The sequence below is a fragment of the Bacillus sp. FSL R9-9530 genome, assembly GCF_038008145.1.
GTDB classification, from domain to species: Bacteria; Bacillota; Bacilli; order Bacillales; family Bacillaceae_G; genus Bacillus_A; species Bacillus_A mycoides.
In genome coordinates, this window is the sequence record NZ_JBBOYO010000001.1 from 3,361,669 (window position 1) to 3,382,593 (window position 20,925).

At 34.9% G+C, this 20,925-nt stretch carries 17 protein-coding genes and 1 pseudogene; 7 read left to right on the plus strand and 11 right to left on the minus strand.

The window, feature by feature from the left end; genetic code table 11:
* Positions 1-51: 51 nt before the first annotated feature.
* Complete coding sequence (locus MKX66_RS16890; RefSeq protein WP_002140332.1) at positions 52-534, minus strand: DUF1641 domain-containing protein; 483 nt, start codon at positions 532-534, stop codon at positions 52-54.
* A 12-nt stretch (positions 535-546) separates the two neighbouring features.
* A complete protein-coding gene (gene fdhF / locus MKX66_RS16895) occupies positions 547-3,489 on the minus strand; it encodes a formate dehydrogenase subunit alpha (protein ID WP_002010447.1) in 2,943 nt (980 codons plus the stop codon).
* 295 nt (positions 3,490-3,784) lie between these two features.
* Between fdhF and fdhD the strand changes: the two genes are divergently transcribed.
* Together fdhD and MKX66_RS16905 are read left to right on the plus strand one after the other, a co-directional pair.
* Entirely contained in the window at positions 3,785-4,591 is an 807-nt protein-coding gene (fdhD, locus tag MKX66_RS16900; protein ID WP_215590673.1) for a formate dehydrogenase accessory sulfurtransferase FdhD, read from the plus strand.
* Positions 4,592-5,092: 501 nt separating this feature from the next.
* Positions 5,093-5,599, plus strand: coding sequence for a GNAT family N-acetyltransferase (locus MKX66_RS16905; RefSeq protein ID WP_002010444.1), 507 nt, complete (start codon positions 5,093-5,095; stop codon positions 5,597-5,599).
* Positions 5,600-5,961: 362 nt separating this feature from the next.
* On the opposite strand, the gene MKX66_RS16910 is transcribed toward MKX66_RS16905, so the two are convergent.
* Complete coding sequence (locus MKX66_RS16910) at positions 5,962-6,084, minus strand: hypothetical protein (protein WP_002029704.1); 123 nt, start codon at positions 6,082-6,084, stop codon at positions 5,962-5,964.
* A 333-nt stretch (positions 6,085-6,417) separates the two neighbouring features.
* On the opposite strand from MKX66_RS16910, the gene MKX66_RS16915 reads away from it, so the two are divergent.
* The 3 genes from MKX66_RS16915 (at position 6,418) to MKX66_RS16925 (ending at position 9,289) form a co-directional block, all read left to right on the plus strand.
* Positions 6,418-7,089 (plus strand): response regulator transcription factor, encoded by a 672-nt coding sequence (locus MKX66_RS16915; RefSeq protein ID WP_002010439.1) that lies wholly within the window; start codon positions 6,418-6,420, stop codon positions 7,087-7,089.
* Positions 7,090-7,166: 77 nt separating this feature from the next.
* Complete coding sequence (locus tag MKX66_RS16920; protein ID WP_002188251.1) at positions 7,167-8,630, plus strand: sensor histidine kinase; 1,464 nt, start codon at positions 7,167-7,169, stop codon at positions 8,628-8,630.
* A gap of 146 nt (positions 8,631-8,776) precedes the next feature.
* The gene (locus tag MKX66_RS16925) at positions 8,777-9,289 is read left to right on the plus strand and encodes a GNAT family N-acetyltransferase (protein ID WP_002029700.1); all 513 of its coding nucleotides are present in this window, start codon (positions 8,777-8,779) and stop codon (positions 9,287-9,289) included.
* A gap of 34 nt (positions 9,290-9,323) precedes the next feature.
* Here the strand turns inward: MKX66_RS16925 and pdxR are convergent, their stop codons facing one another.
* Complete coding sequence (gene pdxR, locus MKX66_RS16930; RefSeq protein WP_341086774.1) at positions 9,324-10,724, minus strand: MocR-like pyridoxine biosynthesis transcription factor PdxR; 1,401 nt, start codon at positions 10,722-10,724, stop codon at positions 9,324-9,326.
* Positions 10,725-10,844: 120 nt separating this feature from the next.
* On the opposite strand from pdxR, the gene MKX66_RS16935 reads away from it, so the two are divergent.
* Both MKX66_RS16935 and MKX66_RS16940 read left to right on the plus strand, forming a co-directional pair.
* Positions 10,845-11,771, plus strand: a complete 927-nt coding sequence (locus tag MKX66_RS16935; RefSeq protein WP_002140321.1) for a DMT family transporter — start codon at positions 10,845-10,847, stop codon at positions 11,769-11,771.
* A gap of 181 nt (positions 11,772-11,952) precedes the next feature.
* Positions 11,953-12,477, plus strand: coding sequence for a DUF4871 domain-containing protein (locus MKX66_RS16940; protein WP_341086776.1), 525 nt, complete (start codon positions 11,953-11,955; stop codon positions 12,475-12,477).
* A gap of 293 nt (positions 12,478-12,770) precedes the next feature.
* Here the strand turns inward: MKX66_RS16940 and MKX66_RS16945 are convergent, their stop codons facing one another.
* The 7 genes and pseudogenes from MKX66_RS16945 to MKX66_RS16970 all read right to left on the minus strand — a co-directional run bounded on the left by MKX66_RS16945 (position 12,771) and on the right by MKX66_RS16970 (position 20,892).
* Positions 12,771-13,973: an NAD(P)-dependent malic enzyme gene (locus MKX66_RS16945; protein ID WP_002029693.1), complete on the minus strand. Its 1,203-nt coding sequence runs from the start codon at positions 13,971-13,973 to the stop codon at positions 12,771-12,773.
* Positions 13,974-14,032: 59 nt separating this feature from the next.
* Positions 14,033-15,379, minus strand: coding sequence for a 2-hydroxycarboxylate transporter family protein (locus MKX66_RS16950; RefSeq protein ID WP_002029691.1), 1,347 nt, complete (start codon positions 15,377-15,379; stop codon positions 14,033-14,035).
* 122 nt (positions 15,380-15,501) lie between these two features.
* Positions 15,502-16,209: a response regulator gene (locus tag MKX66_RS16955; protein ID WP_341086780.1), complete on the minus strand. Its 708-nt coding sequence runs from the start codon at positions 16,207-16,209 to the stop codon at positions 15,502-15,504.
* A 1-nt stretch (position 16,210) separates the two neighbouring features.
* Positions 16,211-17,809 (minus strand): sensor histidine kinase, encoded by a 1,599-nt coding sequence (locus MKX66_RS16960; protein WP_341086781.1) that lies wholly within the window; start codon positions 17,807-17,809, stop codon positions 16,211-16,213.
* 78 nt (positions 17,810-17,887) lie between these two features.
* The gene (locus MKX66_RS30870; RefSeq protein WP_433736617.1) at positions 17,888-18,835 is read right to left on the minus strand and encodes a methyl-accepting chemotaxis protein; all 948 of its coding nucleotides are present in this window, start codon (positions 18,833-18,835) and stop codon (positions 17,888-17,890) included.
* Positions 18,827-19,870, minus strand: a pseudogene (locus MKX66_RS30875) (HAMP domain-containing protein); the annotation flags it as partial. The pseudogene MKX66_RS30875 and the gene MKX66_RS30870, both read right to left, overlap by 9 nt.
* A 293-nt stretch (positions 19,871-20,163) precedes the next feature.
* Positions 20,164-20,892 (minus strand): C39 family peptidase, encoded by a 729-nt coding sequence (locus MKX66_RS16970; protein ID WP_002125127.1) that lies wholly within the window; start codon positions 20,890-20,892, stop codon positions 20,164-20,166.
* Positions 20,893-20,925: the final 33 nt, after the last annotated feature.

Sequence of the window (20,925 nt, forward strand, 5' to 3'; positions counted from 1 at the left end):
ATACATACAATGAAAAAGTGATGGCTACTTGCCATCACTTTTTCATTTACTCTATTTTTTCTCTAACCCTTGACCAAATGCTTTCAAGAAGCTAAAACCGAATGTAATTGCTCTATTGATATCTGGATCTTTTAACACTTTAAAGAAATCCATCACTTTTGTTTTTTTACCACTATTTAATTCCTCTGTTGCAAATTGTAATCCAGTGACTAAACTAGATGTTATTTGTTTCGTTATTTCTGGGTCCACTGAAGATAATGCCTCTCCTGCCCCCATCATATTGTTTAATGCGTTTTTTACTGGTTCACGATTCAATTGTTCAACAGCTATTTTGGAAACATCTTCTTTTGCAGCAAGTAAACTAATTGCTGCATCTAAAATTCCTGCTTTTTGCAACTGCGCTAATAGCTGCATCGTCTCTTCTACTGCTTCTCTATTCTCAGCTAGATCATTTAACAACTCATCTGTTACTTGCTGTTTTTTTTCTTCTTCTGTTACAATCTTCTTTTTAATTAAAGTAATCTCTTTTGCCATTATCTCCGCCCCCTAATTCTGGTCCACAAGTGATACGTATTGTTTTCTTTGCCACTTTCGCTCGATTTCAACACCATTTTGCGGATGACGTTTTTTATCTCTCGGGTTTGAAGATGGTAACGGACGATTTCCTTTTTCACGTAATACGCGCAGTTTCACCATTGTTTGTTTATAAGCTGGTGTACACGTATAAATGTCTGTTGCTGTTCCTGTTAAAATATTGATTGCCTCTTCATTTACTGTCGCATGCATCGGCAAATACAACTCATTTCCAGTTACACGATCTGTAACAAGCGCTTGTACTTTGATTTTTCCAAATGGTGATGCTAACTCTACAAGACCACCATCTTTCACATTGCGTTCTTTAGCAAGTTCAGGTGAAATTTCAACAAATACTTCAGACACTTTAGATAAAATACCAGCCGACTTATTCGTCATATTCCCTTCATGGAAATGCTCTAGCATACGGCCATTATTTAATAGTAAATCATACTCATCTGGTGCTATAACTGGCGGAACCCATTCATCTAGTGATAAACGTGCTAGTTTGTCTGGGAAGTTAAATCCATCTACATATAATAATGGTGTATCACTACCATCATGGCTACCCCAACATAAACTATTCCAGCCTTCTAGACGGTCATACGTCGCTTGAGAGTATAACGGTGCAAGCGATGCAATTTCGTCCATAATTTCACTTGGACTTCCATAATTCCAGTCTCCGCCCAGTGCACGAGCTACTTTTTGTAAAATCCACCAATCTGGTTTTGAATCACCAAGCGGTTTCAATACTTCGTATAATCTTTGAATACGGCGCTCTGTATTCGTAAACGTTCCTTCTTTTTCTAAGCTTGGTGCTGCTGGTAAAATAACATCGGCGAAACGAGCTGTTTTCGATAAGAACATATCTTGAACAACAAGGAAGTCTAAATTCGCTAAAATATGTTGTACATGGTTGGCATTTGAATCTACTAAAGCCATTTCTTCTCCCATAACATACATACCACGTAGTTTTCCTTCTTCGGCCGCAAGTAACATTGCGATATTATTTAATCCCGGTTCTTTCGGAATGGTAGTACCGTATGCTTTTTCAAATTTCGCACGATGCACATCATCTGAAACAGCTTGGTAACCCGGAAGCCAGTTCGGTAATGTCGCCATATCACAAGCACCTTGTACGTTATTATGCCCGCGTAACGGATACGCACCGGCACCAGGACGACGGTAGTTACCTGTAACGAGAAGTAAATTTGAAATTGCTGCTGACGTTGTACTTCCTCCTGTATTTTGAGTTACACCCATTCCCCAAAGTACACAAGTACCATCTGCTTCATATACCATACGAGCCATTTCTTTTAACTGAGCTTTAGAAATCCCTGTAATTCCCTCAGTATAATCAAGCGTATATTTTTCTAGCATTTTGCTATATTCATCAAAATTCTTTACATTTTCAGCTATGAACTTTTTATCGTGCCAATCTTGATCAATAATGTATTTCGTTATCCCAGCAAGCCATACATAATCCGTCCCTTGACTCGGGTGAACAAATATATCAGCACGCTCCGCCATTTCATGTTTACGAAGGTCTGCGACAATTAGTTTTTGTTCATGTAATTTATGAGCACGCTTCACTCTAGTTGCAAGTACAGGATGTCCTTCTGTTGGATTTGCCCCAACAATAATAACAAGACCTGCCTCAGCAATATCTTTCACTGTTCCAGCATCTCCGCCCATACCGACAGTTTTAAATAAACCGTCTGTTGCTGGAGATTGGCAATAACGGGAACAGTTATCTACATTATTTGTTCCATATATTTGACGAGCTAGTTTTTGCATAAGATAGTTTTCTTCATTTGTTACTTTCGAAGAAGAAATAAACCCAAACGCATCGCTACCATACTCTGATTTAATATGTTGCATATTAGATGCAACAACTTCAAGAGCCTCTTCCCATGAAGCCTCAACAAACATATCCCCTTGGCGAATTAACGGCTTTGTAATACGCTCTTCACTGTTCACAAAGTCCCATCCGAATTTTCCTTTTACACATGTGGAAATACCATTAACCGGTGCATCTGAAACAGGTTGCACTTTTAAAATTTGACGATCTTTCGTCCATACTTCAAATGAACAACCTACACCACAAAATGTACAAACTGTTTTTGTCTTATTAATTTTCGTCTTACGCATCGCGGACTCTACTTCTGAAACTGCTAAAATACTGCTATATCCAGGCTCTACATCTTTTACAAAATCAATCATTGGATTAAGCACATCTGGTTTTAAACCAGTCATAAATCCAGCTTCTCCTAGCATCGTTTTTTCCATTAATGCATTACAAGGACAAACTGTTACACATTGCCCACAGCTAACACAAGACGAGTCATTTATACTCACACCATTGTCCCAAATAACACGTGGACGGTCTAAACTCCAATCAATCGATAAAGTTTCATTCACTTGTAAATTTTGGCATACTTCTACACACTGCCCACAAGCAATACATTGATTTGGATCGTATCGATAGAATGGATGCGACGTATCCACTTCGCATGCACTTACTTTCGGTTCATATGGATATTTCTGTTCTTCAATCTCCATCATATGTACTGTATTATGGACTTTACAGTTACCATTATTGTTATCACATACTGTACAATACAATAAATGATTCTCTAATATTCGATCCATCGCTTCAGTTTGTGCTTCCTTTGCACGTTCCGATTGCCTCTCAATATGCATGCCATCTTCCAACTTTGTCGAACAGGCACGTAGTAAACTTCCATTCACTTCTACAATACATGTATCACAAGTTTGAATAGGATCTACCTCTGGTACATGACAAATTTGAGGATGTTCTAAATTACTTTCGTTAAACAATTGGAGTATCGTCTTTTCACCTGATACGAAAAATTCTTTACCATCAACGGTTACACGGACTGTCTGTTCTGTCATAGTTTCCCCTCTCCTTACAACTAACTGTACAACACAATTATGAATCCGTTTTCATAATTGTGTTGTACATATTTTTGAAGCGCCCTGTTGAAATACTTTCCTTTGGAAGTCGATTCTAGATGTTATAAGGTATAACTACGAAAGCTTGAAAATGTCGCTATTCTACAAATCTATTATATCGTACATATACAATAATAACCAAAATAATCTGCCATCTTCTTGTTAGTAGATGCTTTTGTTTTTTCGATGTTTTATGATAAATATGGAGAAAAATACATATAAAGGGGAATTTAATATGGGGCCTATTCAAGAAACATATACAATTGTACGTTATCACTCTGGTACATTTTCAAAACAAACCGATGAGGTTGTTACGGAATCTCCCATTACAATTAAATTAAATAGCGAAGAATATGTAACAGTTGTATGCACTCCTAATTACATTGAAGATATGGTAACCGGTTTTTTAATTTCTGAAGGAATTATTTCTTCTTATAAAGATATTGAAGAATTATGGATCCAAAAAGAAAACGGAATTGTCCATGTAAAATCATCAAAAATTAATCCGCTCTATCAAACTTTATATAATAAACGGTACGTAACTTCTTGTTGTGGGAAAAGTAGACAAGGTTTTGTTTTCGTCAACGATGCAGCAAAAGCAAAAAAGTTACATGATATACATATAACTATTACTCCGGAAGAATGTTTTCACCTAATGACTTCCTTACAACAATCTTCAACTACATTTCGCCAAACGGGTGGTGTGCATAATACCGCTTTATGTGATCGAAATAACATTCTTTTATCAAGAATGGATATCGGAAGACATAATGCGCTAGATAAAATATACGGTCATTGTTTACGAAACAATATCTCTGTTCAAGGGAAAATCATTGCGTTTAGCGGACGCATCTCATCTGAAATTTTGTTAAAGGTTTCAAAAATAGGTTGCGAAATTGTTCTATCTAAATCAGCTCCAACTAAACTAGCCCTGCAACTCGCCCACGATTTAGGTATTACCGTAGTAGGATTTATTCGAAATGGATCTTGCAATATTTATACACATCCGGAACGAATCGATGGCTACAAAATAAACGATTGAATACGTAAAAGAAAGTGAAAATTTAATCAGTGGAGGGTTTTTCCCTCCTCACTGATTATTAGCTCAACCAATCGGGCTTTTACGGGCAATCCGACTCCCACGAATATTCGGATAAAAATGACTCCTTTACAAAGCGGGAATTTTAGTTATATAAATGTAACATATTAAAACCTTGAATAGTTAATAAAGTTAATATATAATTTCATTACATAAAGTGAAACTATAATCAGTGGGAGGTGTTCATCCCCCACTGATTATTAACCTTCACCAATCGGGCTTTTACGGGCAGCAGGGCTCCCACCTAACTTCTTTGCTCCAGCCGAATTTTGAGGTAGGAGTTTTACTGCCCACAAATAGCGGGATAAATAAAATGAAAACATAGTAGCATAATCTTTTCATTCTTTTACAAATTAAGAAAGAATAGTCACAGAATACATTTAACTAAACTTAATCTTACAAAGTTAATGAATTAAATTTGAATCAATCTAGGAGGTTACAACTATGGAAATTCGCTTATTAACAACAGAGGATGCAGAAATTTATTTGAAAGTGTGTATGGAAGGTTTAATGAAAAACCCTGAGGCTTTTAGCTCTTCTTATGAAGATGTTCTTAAACAGGAAAACCCTGTCGCTGCTATGGCAAAGCGATTAAGCAATCCGGATAAGTATACTCTAGGTGTCTTCAAAGATAATGATTTAATCGGTATTGCTACTCTAGAAACAAAGCCATTTATTAAGCAAGAGCATAAGGCAAAAATCGGCTCAGTTTTTGTTTCTCCAAAAGCGCGTGGCCTCGGTGCAGGACGAGCTTTAATTAAAGCGATTATTGAAAATGCCGATAAATTACATGTAGAACAGCTTATGCTTGATGTTGTCGCTGATAACACTGCTGCAAAAAAATTATATGAGTCCCTCGGCTTCCAAACTTACGGTGTGCAAGAACGTTCCTTAAAACATAATGGCCAATATTGGGACGAAGAGCATATGGTTTTATTCTTAAATAATTAACATTTTAATATAATTTTTCAAAAGCATCTTCTTATTAATTAAGATGCTTTTTTCATTACAACAATGTAATCTTCATGTCACCTTTATCGATCGTTCCAATCCTTTCCATTCGTTATACTAAAAATATAAAGTGAAACTTCACTCAGCGAGGAGGATCCGTCTCCCGCTAATTATTAAATGAACGTATAGCATGCAATTGATATGTAGAGGAGAATGTAACATGAAACAAAAAAAACAAGCTATCTTTTTAATATTTGCTACAGCAATTGTAACTTCTGGACTGGCAATTCTACCCTGGTTTATTATATAGAACACATTAAAAAAGCTTATTGCTTCTTAAGAAGCAATAAGCTTTTTTTCTATTATAAAATCCCGAAAAATTTATTTACACAACTTATCATAATAAGCATAGATACCGCAACACACATTACAATCGCATTACGATCTTGCTTTTCTTTTTGTAAACGTTCTACTTTTTTACTCATGTGTACAATCCCCTTTATATTAAAAAAAGTGTGAGATAGGAAATTTTTCTTATCCGATGCGAGGTGAATACGAAAACCCTCTCTATCTCACATACACAATAGAATGGAATTGTCATTTTATAAATAAAATGACATGACGTTATGTCGCAACATAGGGTATTTGTGTCGCTACGTTTTCTATTATAAAAAATAGTTGTGCAAAACTAGTGCATTTTTTATGTCAATTGCCCTGATTGAAAAAATCAGCCATCCATTCAATCACATAAAAAGAGTTTTTTATTATTTTCATGTAAACTATACAAGTAGAATGAATAGTTTGGGGTGCACAAGATTATGGTGAAAATTTTATTAGTAGACGATGAAGAACGTATGTTACGATTGTTAGATCTGTTCTTAAGCCCTCGTGGCTATTTTTGTATGAAAGCTACTTCTGGCCTTGAAGCGCTAGAATTAATCGAACAAAAGGACTTCGATATTATTTTATTAGATGTTATGATGCCGAATATGGATGGGTGGGATACTTGCTATCAAATCCGTCAAATTTCCAACGTTCCAATTATTATGCTAACAGCTCGCAACCAAAATTATGATATGGTCAAAGGTCTGACTATGGGAGCAGATGACTACATTACAAAACCATTCGATGAGCATGTATTAGTCGCGCGAATCGAGGCTATATTACGCCGTACGAAGAAAGATGGCTTTGTTAGCTTCAATGGTATTGAGTGGGATAAAACGAAACATACTGTTACAGTTTATGGTGAAAGAATCTCACTAACTCCTATTGAATTCTCGTTACTTGGACTCTTTTTACAAAATACAAACCGTGCTTACAGCCGTGATGATTTAATTGAAAAAATTTGGGGCTATCAAACAGACATCGAATACAGAACTATCGATTCACATATTCGTAATATCCGTGATAAATTACGCAAAAAAGAATTTCCAGTTGAAGATTACTTAGAAACCGTCTATAAAGTCGGATATAAATGGAAAAGTGAATAATTACTTTAATCAGTGGGGATGGATAAATCCCCACTGATTAAAGTTTCACTCTATATAAAATAAGGTATGGTGAGAAAATGAGCAAACTTTCCCTTAAAGTTGGGACATACTTTTTAATATTAGCTTTATGTATTGAAACAATTGCCTTCGTATCTTTTTATAAGAACCTTTCAAACATACGCATTGAAGAGGAAACTCTTGCTCTTTTAGAGAAAGGAAATCGCTATAGTAAAATGATTAAAAACCGCGCGAAGTGGGGTGCATATTCTAAAGAAAGGCAACTCACAGAAAGCGCTGAACACAGTAAACGACCTAAACGTGCTGTGTACCCCGAGTTTGATATCAACACTGAGGCTGAACACTTAGTTGAATCAGAATTAATTGCTAACTCTGATATAGCTATCATTATAACAGACAATAACGGCAAAATTATTTCTACCTCAGAACCCGTAACGAAAGAAATGCAAAAACAACTTACTTGTAAAACTGAGACTATCCCAGAAGGTGGATTAATCGTTGAAAAAAACTGGAAAAAATCAAAATTCATCTCAACAGTAAGCCCGCTGGAAATTCAAGGATTTCAAGGTAAGTTATATATGTTATTAAAGACATCTTTCTTAGAAAATATGTTACTTAAACTCATGAATCAATTTCTTATCATTAGTGTTTTGACAATTATTTTAACTACTATTTCTGTCTTTGTTTTTTCTCGTGTTATTACAGAACCGCTTATAAAAATGAAGCGGGCGACAGAAAAAATGTCAAAATTAAATAAGCCGATTCAATTAGGAATTAAACGAAATGATGAACTTGGAAGCTTAGCAAAAACGATTGAAGATTTATCTAGTGAACTTACGTATATGAAAAAAGAACGAAACGAATTTCTCGCTAGTGTAGCGCATGAATTACTAACTCCATTAACGTATATGAAAGGTTATGCAAAGGTAGCAAAAAGAGATTCTCTAACGAAAGAAGAACGTGAAGAATACCTACAAATCATTGAAGACGAAACGGATAGTGTAACCGATCTCGTACAAGATTTATTTATGCTTGTACAATTAGAGCAACACCAGTTTGTTATAAAAAAACAAAAAGTAATTCTTAAACCATTTTTAGAACGAATGGTTGAAAAAACAAAAACAACATTAACAAACAAACAAATGCAACTCCATGTACATTGCAAAGATGATTTAGAAGTTTGCATAGACGAAAGACGTATGGAACAAGTTATGTTAAATTTATTACACAATGCTTATCAACATTCACCAGAAAACACTTCTATAATAATACGTGTACTAACCAGTGCGAATACTTTTACAATAAGTGTACAAGATGAAGGTGAAGGTATTCCAAAAGAAGATATCCCACATGTTTTTGATCGCTTTTACCGTGTCGATAAATCCAGAACACGAGCTACAGGTGGAAAAGGTATCGGACTGGCTGTTGCAAAAGAAATTGTAGAACTTCATAATGGTTCTATTGAAGTTAAAAGCGAATTAGAAGTCGGAACAGAATTTATAATTGAATTACCATTTGTATAATATATGCGTGAAATCACCAGTAGTAGTCAACACTACTGGTGCTATTTTATTTATAAAACCAACTATTATAAGCTAAGCTTTTGAAATTATTCTTATTTCAATATAAAATATAGGTATAACTGTCAAAGATTTGGAGGGTGATACAATTGGATATCCATGTATTAACAAAAGACGAAGCAGAAATTTACTTAGAACTTCGAGTAGAAGGATTAAAACAAAATCCGGAAGCTTTCAGCTCTTCTTATGAAGATATTATTAATAAAGAGTGTGCTATTGAATATAAAGCCCAAAAATTAGCACAAGATGAGAACTATACACTAGGTGCATTTAAAGATGGCACTTTAATCGGAGTTGCAACACTGGAAACGAAACCATATGTAAAACAAGAACATAAAGCAAAAATCGGTTCAGTATACGTGTCTCCAAAAGCACGCGGACTTGGAGCGGGAAAAGCACTTATTAAAGAATGTCTTGAGCTTGCTAAATCTTTAGAAGTAGAGCAAGTTATGCTTGATGTTGTTGTCGGAAACGATGGTGCAAAAAAACTTTATGAGTCATTAGGCTTTAAAACATTTGGCGTGCAAGAACGTTCATTAAAATATAACGGACAATATTGGGATGAAGAGCATATGGTTCTTTTCCTAGATGAAGAAAAATAATAAAAAAACATCCTCCATTTATGAGGATGTTTTTTTACTTTCTTGTAAACCATGCTGTATATAATAATTGAATGGCCTCTTCAATTTCTTCCTCTAATAAAGTCGCAAATCCAAGCAATACTGTACTTTTGGGAGAAGTCCCTTCCTTATAATATATCGAAGCAGGATACACTTTAATACTCCTTTCAGCTGCAGCTTCCATTAATTCTTTCTCTTCCATCCCATTATGCACTTTTAATAAAATATGTAGGCCGGAATCTTCCCCTATTACTTCAATGCGATTAGAAAAATATTTTTCTAATACCGAAACAAGACGGTCTCTCTTCTTTCGGTACACAACACGCATTTTATGAATATGTTTTTCCCAATGCCCGTCATTTAAAAATTTCCTAATGATCTCTTGATCCATTCTTGAAACGCTTTGTGTGTAAAATAAATATTGCTCTTGATACTGCTTAATAAGGGATTTTGGCAACACCATATAACTCATCCGTAATGATGGCAATAGCGCTTTAGAGAGCGTCCCCATATAAATAACTTTCCCGTCTGTATCTAACCCTTGCAGTGCCGGTATAGGTTTTCCCGAATAACGAAATTCACTATCGTAATCATCTTCAACAATATACCTACCTTCTTCTTTCTTCGCCCATTGTAAAAGCTGCATCCTTCTCGTGATAGGCATAATCATCCCATATGGAAACTGATGAGAAGGTGTAACAAACACAATATTAGCTGAACTATTTTCTAACTCTGAAATACAAATACCATCTTTATCTAAAGATAACATTTGGACATTTTGTTCCCCTTGCTCAAAAACAACCATTTTCCGGTGGTAGCCTGGATTTTCAACTGCATAACCACTTCCTTTTAACAATTGAAATAACAACTTCACTAATATTTGCGTACCAGCTCCGATTACAATTTGACTAGCCGAACATCGCACACCTCTAGATTCATACAAATAGCTCGCGATTGCTTCTCGTAAACTTACCTCCCCTTGCGGATGTCCAATAAAAAGTAAATCTTTATTTTCAAATTGCCATACCTCGTTCGTAATTTTTCGATATACATGAAACGGAAAAGTACTAGTATCCACACCCGTTTGAGTGAAGTCAAATTTATACACCTGCTCTTGAAAAGGTACTTCCTCTATTACCTCTTCGCTACCTTCCGCATGAATCATTTGCTCGATTTCACATACAAAATAACCTTTTCTAGAAATCGACTCAATATATCCTTCGGCAAGAAGTTGCTCATAAGCCGCCTCTACTGTATTTTTACTTACTTGTAAATATGTTGCTAGCTTCCTCTTAGCCGGTAATTTCGTAAAAGATAGAATCGTTCCATCTTTAATTTCTTTTTTTATATACTCATACAACTGCACATACAATGCCTTCTTACTATTCATATTTAAATTAGGCGTTAATTCTAACATAATATCTGACCCCTTAATAAAACTAAAATCTGATACTTTTTACAGTACCAGATTTTATATATAATTCCTTTTATCATGTCACACATAAAAAATCAAATACTAAAGAGGAGATGCATGATCATGAACAAAAGTAGACGTATCGGACTCATTATGATTATTACAGGAGCCACATTATGGGGATTATCTGGACCGATGATTCAATGGCTATTTCAACATACGAACGTATCATCAATTGATTTTTTAACAATTCGCTTGTTGCTTGCAGGAGTATTTATTTTGTCTTTCTTACTAATAAAGAAACAAAACATATTTCAAATTTGGAGACACCCTAGACATTCTATACAGCTTATTATTTTCTCTATTCTTGGCATGCTTGGTGCGCAGTACGCTTTTATCGAAACAGTTCATATTAGTAATGCCGTAACGGCAACGCTATTTCAATTTCTAGGCCCTGTTCTTATTACCATTTACGTTGCGTTTGAGCAAAAGAAATTCCCTGCTTCTATGCAAATACTCGCAATTATAACTGCTCTAACAGGAACATACTTTATTATTACAAATGGCTCAATCGAAAATATTGTTTTATCTAAAGCAGCTATTACTTTCGGCCTATTAACAGCGATTGGTTTTGCGTTTTATACCCTTCATCCGGCTTCCCTTATTAAAGAATGCGGAACAACTATAGTAATTGGCTGGGGGATGTTAATTGGAGGGATTGCACTGCTTATTTGTAATCGTTCTTTTGGATGGAATCAGATTTCGCAAACTTTCACACTTCAAACTTTTTCTATGCTTATTCTTATCATTATAAGTGGCACTCTTTCTTTCCTTCTTTATATCGGGAGTCTTAAATATTTGGCAGCAACAGAAACAAGTATTTTATCTAGCATTGAACCACTTGTAGCTGCCATCGTTTCAATCGCTTGGCTTAATGAATCTTTTGGAGCATATCAATTATTAGGCGGAGTATGTATCGTCCTTTCTGTTATTTTCTTAACAATGCCTCAAAAAGAGAGAGAACCAACCTTTTCAACTGAACAAATATAAAGTGAAACTTTAATCAGTGAGGGGTTCCATCCCCCACTGATTATTAGCCCTCACCAATTGGGATAGAAAATGTCAAAAGAGGTCGTACAAAACTTACGACCTCTTTTTATGATTTAAAGGAATTGTCTCGTCTTCTAGCAAATACAATTACACTAACAATAAAAATTAGGAGTGTGGCACCATGAAAAAAATCGGAACTATGCTACTTTTCTCCTTCCTCATTACTGGCTGCGCGCAATCGCAACCCGATTCAACAGCACCTAAAAAAGAAGTAATAGAAACGTCATCCTCTCAAATTAACGCACCTTCCTTTTTTCACCTTAGTGTCTTAAAAGATGTAAATTGGGAAGAAGCACCATCATTCGTAGAAGGAAAAATACCGTTAAAAGGCATTGAAAGAAAAATTGCAATGGCTGATAGCTCTATTATCGTAAATGAGCAAAATGAAATAATGTGGTTCTTCCTGGATCCTGAAATGCCAACTGGAAAACTATCTATTATCGCGTTAAAACAAGGAACTACAACTCCAACACCAGTACTCTTTCAAAAAGAAACCTCCAAACAAACTTGGACTACTTCAAATACAGTCGATACAACCGTAAAGGAACTCCCTCTCGTAATGTCACTACCTTCATCTGGATTATGGGTATTAAACATATATGTGAATGAAAGATATTATGATCAATTTGTAATCAATGCCGAATAAAGTGACAAAACTGAAACACTTCCTTACAACAATGTAATTTCTACGTCACGTACTTCGATAGGTGGATTATCTCTCTTCTCTTATACTTAAAGTAAGAAATGACGCGAGGAGAGATGAGAGATGAAAAAAATGATAGAAGTGATCGTAGCAGTAACTGAGGTTTTAATAAATGGTAAACAAGTTGCAATGGAGTTAAATAAATAATGAAAGGGGCTTGAATAAATTTACACTTCTTCATTATTTTGATTTCTTATCTCAAAAAAAGCAGTGCCTTTTTAAGGCGCTGCTTTTGACTATTTATAACTTGGCATTTTCGTAATCTGTGCCACACCTGAATCAATGGCTGCTTTCGCTACTACTTCTGCAACACTTGGAACAACTCTTTTATCTAATGGATTTGGAATTACATAATTCGCATTACGCTCTTCGTCCGTAATTATATTAGCGATCCCATATGCTGCTGCTAATTTCATCTCTTCTGTAATATCAGTCGCGCGTACGTCTAATGCACCACGGAATATACCAGGGAACGCTAATACATTATTTACTTGATTTGAATAATCAGAACGACCAGTTCCAACTACAGCAGCTCCAGCTTCTAATGCATCTTCTGGGAATATTTCTGGAATTGGATTCGCCATTGCAAACACAATCGCTTTCTCATTCATCGTCTGTACAAGTTCTTTCGTTAATACGTTAGGCGCCGATACACCAATGAAAATATCAGCCTGATGAATTGCTTCCTTTAATGTTCCACGTACGTATTCTCGATTTGTCTTCTTTGAAACTTCGATTTGTGCTCCATTCATCCATGTTTCACCTTCACAAACAATACCTTCTAAGCTAACTAACGTAATGTGCTTTGCACCAGCTTTTAATAACAATTTTCCAATTGCAATTCCTGCCGAGCCCGCACCGTTAATAACAATTTTCACATCATTCATTTGTTTACTTACAACTTTTAGTGCATTAATAACAGCTGCTAAAACGACAATAGCCGTCCCATGCTGATCATCATGAAATACAGGAATATTCGTTTCTTCTTTTAATCGTCTTTCAATTTCAAAGCAACGTGGTGCTGCAATATCTTCTAAATTAATTCCTGCAAATGTAGGCTCTAGATTTTTCACAAGGGTAACGATTTCATCCACATCAGTCGTACCTAAACATAGCGGGAAAGCATCTACATTCGCAAAATTCTTAAATAAAATACTTTTCCCTTCCATAACAGGCATAGCTGCTTTCGGTCCAATGTTCCCTAAACCAAGTACTGCAGTTCCATCTGAAACAACTGCAACCATATTACCACGTGCTGTATAGTCATAGGCTGTTTCCTCATCTGCCGCAATTGCTTTACAAGACTCTGCTACCCCCGGTGTATAAGTCAAACTTAAATCGTCCGCTGTATTCACTTCTACTTTACTTGTAATTTCAATTTTCCCTACTAATTCTTTATGCAATAACAATGATCTTTCATTAATTTGTTTTTCTAACATACTTATAATCTCCCCTTAATTTGACAAGCTAGCTATATGAATATAGCTAGCTTGTTTGATCATGAAAACATTTTTAATAAAATTGTCGCTGTTACGACCATTGCTGCCCCGCCTAAACGCGTTGAAATTTGTGCGAACGGCATTAATTCCATACGATTTGAAGCTGATAAAATAGCAACATCTCCAGTTCCACCTAAACCACTATGACATCCAGTTACAATCGCTGATTCAACTGGATACATTTTCATCACTTTCCCTACAAGAAAACCTGACGCTACCATTGTAAGAACAACCGATGCGCATACAACAACATATCCTACCGAAAGAACTGCTGCTACGTCTTTTAAAGGAATATATAGCAATCCTAAACCGACCATTAATGGCCATGTTAAATTCTTTGAAATGAATTTATATAAATGGAATGCTCCTTGCTCCATTTTTGCTGGCATTAGATTAAAGTACTTCACAATTGCCGCTGAAAAAATCATAATGATTGCTCCTGGAATACCGATAAACTTAGAAGCGAATCCTCCGAAAATAAAGAATGTACATGCAATCAATAATCCTGCTCCCATTAATGAGAAATCAATTGGTTTTTCTGTATTTTGCTCCTTTAATAAATCTGCTTGATTGTCTGTTTTTACTAATACACCATTCCCACTAAGCTCCGGTTTCTTCTCACCTAAACGCTTCATATACCCTGCACTCACGATTGCAAACATATTTCCAATAATAGCTGCCGGAATAAGCTGTGATACAAATGTTGCTGATGATTCATTTAAAATATCACTATAAGCTAGCGACAATGGTAAAATCCCTTCTCCGATACCACCACTCACAATTGGTACGATGATAAAGAAGAATGTCTGCTTCATTTCAAATCCAAATAGTGAACCGACTAATAAGCCTACTGCTACAGAAGCTAACGTCCCTACTACTAAAGGAATAAACATACGAACGAAACCTTGTACTAATACTTTACGGTTCATTCCTAAAATACTTCCAACTACTAAACAAGAAATATATAAATATAAAAAGTTCGATTTTTTCATTAACATGGTCGCAGCTTCCATTGAAGCTGGATTCATCCAGTTAAAAAATACAAGTAACGATGGAATAAATAATGAGAGAATTGCTGGACCACCGATATTTTTTAATATTGGAATTCTCATTCCAATATCACCTAAGAAAATACCCATAATCATAATAACTGCAAAACCACCAATCATATCTGCTGGTAATTTATTATATACAGATGCTCCATAAATAATAGCAGCCAATACTACATATAACGGTAAAGGTATAACACCGATTTTAACGTTCATAATTTTAGAAGCGAAAGATTCACTTTTCAATTCATTGCCTTCAGAAAATGATACCGCTTCCACATTCTTTTGAATTCCCATATGGCACCCCCTTGTTTTCTTAATAACAATATTAAAACGCTTTCAATAGTAAAAATAGTTTTTGTAAGTTTTGTAACTACTTTTGTAATTAAAAAAAGTATAAGCGACCTATAATAAGTCGCTTATACGTAAAAGTCTATTTTATTTTGGTCAATACACCTTAATTTACTCACCGGTCTTCCCACATTTTGATACACCATTTCATTCTCTAATACTCCGATTTCATTCAAAAACATTACATACTTTCGAATAGAAACTCTCGAAACCCCTACTAATTGTGCCATTTCATCAGTTGTAAATGCTTGTCCATTAAGTGATTCGATTTTCTTCCAAATTAATTGCAATGTTTGCTTTGTTAATCCTTTCGGAAGCTCTTTATAGTCAAAGGACTCTCTTTTTTCTTTTTGTAAAATTAACGAATCTAATTCCGATTGACTAATTTTTTGTTGTTCTTTCATGAAAGTAAATTTTTCTCGATACACCGTTAATGCTTCCTTAAAGCGTTCAAATGTAAATGGTTTAATTAGATAGTCTACAACTCCATATTGTAATGCTTTTTTAATACTTCCCATATCATGTACAGCTGAAATCATCATAATATCAATTTCTTTTTCTTGATTTCGAATATACATTAAAAGCTCAAATCCAGTCTCCTCAGGCATAAAAATATCAAGTAATATGAAGTCTACTCGTGACCTCTCTATCACTTCTATCGCTTCTTTAACTGAGTTAACTGCATGGACAAGTTCAAACCCTCCCACTTGCTCTAAATAATGCTTATTTAACATCGCAACCATCGGATCATCTTCTACAATCAAAACTTTGATCATCTTATCTCTCATCCCTACTTTTAGGTATTTCAATCGTTATTGTCGTTCCGGTTCCTAACGATGAATGAACATAAATCTCCCCATCTATTCGCTGTATGCTTTCCTTTACAAGATGCAAACCATACCCCCGATTATCACCCTTTGTAGAATAACCTTTTATAAATAATGCATCAATTTTATCTTCTTGTATGCCTTTCCCCGTATCTTGTACTGTAATTATTAATGTATCCCCATATTGTATTCCAACTTCAACCTGCTTCTTCTCACAATTCGTCACTGCGTCTAATGCATTATTAATTAAATTTCCGACAATGGTAATCAGTTCATGAATGATACGTTCATCATATATTTCTGGTAAGTAAGAATCCTCTTTTATAACTAACTTTATATTTTTCTCTCTAGCATAACTAAGTTTACCTAGTAAAAATCCAGCAAATACTGGGCTTTGAATTTTTTTCATAATCCCGCCAATTTCATATTGATGCTCTGATACCATACTACTTACATATTTCTGCAATTCTTCATACTGTTTCATATGTGTTAGCCCTAATACGACATGCATTTTATTCATAAATTCATGAGATTGTGCCCGTAACGCTTCCGCATATAGCCTAATACCAGTTAGTTCTTCTGCTAATTTTCTAATTTCTGTTTTATCACGAAATGTTGCGATCGCGCCAACTATTTCTCCTTTTACATATAAAGGAACACGATTTGTGACAATCGTAATTCCGTAAATATTTTGTTCTTCGTTTAATTGTACCTCGCCTGTTTGCAACACTTCTTTTATACGTGAATTTGGCATATACAACTCAACATCTTTACCAATAAAATCTTCTTCCAGTCCACTTTTTTTAAATAGCCGTTTCGCTTCATTATTAATTAACGTTACTCTCGCCTCTTTATCTACAGCAATAATGCCTTCTTTTACAGATTGTAACATCGTATTTCTTTCTTCAAGAATTTTCGCTATCCTGTGCGGCTCAAGACCGAATAAACTTTTCTTTATATGTCTAGCTAGCAATATTGCTCCTATAAGTCCGACTAGTACTCCAACTCCGACACCGATATAAATAATATGTCTACTTTCCTTAACTCTCTCTTTTACATTATCTGCCGAGATACCAACGGCCACCGCGCCAAGTTGTTCACCTGTTTCAGAAAATATAGGTACAAACACTCGCATTGAAATACCTAAAGTTCCTTCTGCTAGCGATACATGTTCCTTTCCTTTCAATGCAGGCCCTTCATCTCCCCCAATAAAATGATGACCTATTTTTTGAGGATCTGGATGTGATTTTCTTATTCCATTCATGTCCATAACTACAATAAATTGAACACCTGTGTTTTTTAATATTCTATTTGTATACATTTGAATTGCAGAAGTACCTGCTTTCCCAATCAAACCATCAATTACAATCGAATCATTCGCCACAATATGTGCAATTGTTTTCGCTTTCTCTGCCTGGCTATCCTCCGTTGTCCGCTCTACATTATGACTAATTAATATATCTGTAACAAGTAAAGAAAAAATTACAACTGTACAAACTAACAATGTAATCGTTTTCCATAAATTCCATAGTCTTTTTCTTTTTTTCATCCCGTTAATGACTCCCCTAATTACTGAATATAAAAATAAGTAAGGTGATATTATTTTCACCTTACTTATTTGCTGTTATTATACTTTAAATTTACTAGTCATTGCTTGTAGTTCTTCGGCCATCTCAGCTAAGTTTTGCGAAGCCGAACTAATTTCTTCCATCGAATTTACTTGTTCTTCTGTTGAAGCTGCAACACTTTGCATACTAGCTGTATTTTCTTCTGCAGCCGCTGCAATTTCATCAATAGCGTTTGTCACTTCATTTGCATCTCCAGCGATTCTCTTCGTTGTTTCTACCATTTGATTAACTTGAGAAACAATATGAGTAGTAGAACTTAAAATTTCTGTAAAACTTACTTTCGTTTTTGTTACAACATCTAAGCCTTGTTGAACTTCCCCACTCACATTACCCATTGCCTTAACAGTATGTTCAATATCAGCCTTAATTTCTGCAATTAAATTTGCAATCTCTCCAGATGATTCTCCTGATTGCTCTGCTAATTTTCTAACTTCATCAGCTACAATAGCAAATCCTCTTCCCTGCTCACCTGCTCTTGCCGCTTCAATAGCTGCATTTAAAGCTAATAAGTTCGTTTGAGTAGCAATGTTTTGAATTGCTTCAGAAATAGCTCCTACCTGCTTTGATTTCTCATCAAGAAGTTTAATAATAGCATCTGACTCGGATACCGATTTAGAAATAGACTGCATTTGTTTTGCGGTTTGTTCAACTAAATCTTCTCCCTCTTCAGCTCTTTCTCGCGCATGTAATGAGGAAATAGAAATTGACTCTGCGCTTCCAGTTACATCTTGAATTGCTGTATTTACTTGTTGTAATGTAGCCGCACCTTCTTCAACACCTTGACTTTGTGATTCAGCCCCACCTGATACTTGTTCCATTGCAATTGTAATTTGATCTGTCGCATCATTTGCTTGCTGTACGCTCGCTGTTAACTCTTCAGCCGATGCAGCGACATGTTCTGCTGAAAAACTAATTTGAGTAATCACATCTTGTAAAGAGGCAGACATTTCATTAAATGAATTCCCTAATTTCCCTATATCATCCTTGGAATGGATTGTAATTTTCTCTGTCAAATCTCCCTTACTAATTTTATGTGCCGAGTCAGCTATTTTTCTTAATGGTCTTGTAATAGACTTTGTAATGAAATAAATTAATACACTACCAAATACAATAGCGATAGCAATGACAATCAAAGTCTTATAAAACACTGGATTCGCAGCTTGGGTAATTTCTTCGTCGAACATAACTCCAACTACTTTCCATCCTGTTTTCTCATTTGTTGCAAAGATTAAATTCTTTTTATCACCTTGTTCTGTATAAGACACATTTCCTTGTTTTTCTTCATAAATTGGTTTAATCCACGGATCAGTAACTTTTGCACCTGGTTTTCTAGATGGATGACTAACAATTTGCTTATTTTGATCTAGAATAACTGCATAACCTTTTTCACCAATGTTAATCATTTTGGAAATTTTTAAGATGTTATCTAAATTTAAGTTAATTCCTATAACACCTTTACCATCTTTTACTTCTTTAGCAATTGTCACTACCATATTTTTAGTAGATGCTGATTGATATGGTGCAGTAACAATTACCTTTCCTTTATTTTCATGCGCTTCTTTATACCAAGATCTATCTGTTGGGTTATAGCCATCAGACATTTGAATAAATGGTTCTCTTATAAACTTCCCCGTCTGCGTTCCAATATAAATACCTTCTACTTCTGGATGAAGCTTTATATATTGTGCTAACTTCGTTCTTACTATTTCTTCTTGTCCGTTTGGATATGTATCCTCTGTTAAAATGTCTGCAAAGTACGCCGCATCAACAAATTTCTCTTCTATATTTTGAGAAATAACAGTATTTAAAACTGAAATATTTTCCTTTGCTTTACCTGTAATTTGTTGTTCAAAATTTGTTTTGGCAGTTTGATATGAAACACCACCGATAATAAGTCCTGGTATAGTTAAAATAATAAAAAATGAAATGATTAATTTTTTATTGATACTCATACATTTAACCCAGTTAAATATTTTTTGCATAATAATCCTCCTTTATGTAATAGAACACTTGTGTAATTTTATACAATCAACATGTATAAAACAATATATAATGATAACATGTAATTTTTTCGTCAATTATGCATTTTTACATATCCACTTCTCCTAAACATTTTAATCCTAAAAAACAAGAGAACTTTAGCATATATAATAAGCTAAAGTTCTCTTGTTTTTTAACAGCTTCTCTTCAAAAAAATCTGCAAAACTTCTCTTACAATTCCTTAAATCTTTATCCTTCACCTTATAGTTATATAGTTCATGCTCTTCTTCCTAATTTATTTGGAGTTATTTACATAGCTAATTGCCTGACTCCCCATCTGCACCCATGCCTGTTCAAATTTTCCTCTTGGCACTTTTACATCTAAGCTATCATCGAGGGGATCTCGAATATATACAGATTCCTTATCGTACCCAACAAGTACAACACAATGTTCATTATACGTAATAGAAACATCCCCACTATTTGTTTCCCATGTAGTAAATTCATCTTCATCTAAAGGAGCATATGTTGCATTCGTAATCATGACTACCGGGTGCCCTGCTTTTACACTCTTATAAATTTCTTCTATACTCTTCCCTGTTAAGTCCACAGCTTTATTCGGTAAATATTTTTTTGCTAATTGAAAAAGTGGTCCGTGATATACACCGTATCCGGATTCAGAAAAGGTATAAATATTCCCTACAAATCCTTCATTCGGATTCCCACGTACACCATCTTCCATAAAATTAACTTTTTTTATTTCATTTGCTAATTTCATCTTATCTACAGAAACACCTGCGTATTGTAACATCATCGCTAAACTTGTTACTTCGCAGCCTCTATCTAACTCTGGTAATTGCTGAATTAAAGGCACATTTGATAACATGACTTTTTCATCGTTATTACTAAACTCTATTCGTTTTTGACTTTGTACACTTGAAAATAGTAACCCCTTTACTTTCTCCACATACTTTGTAATTCCATTTGTATATGCACCCCATACCCCTATACATAGTAAGGCCATACATATATACCACTTCCATTTTCGTATCACTCT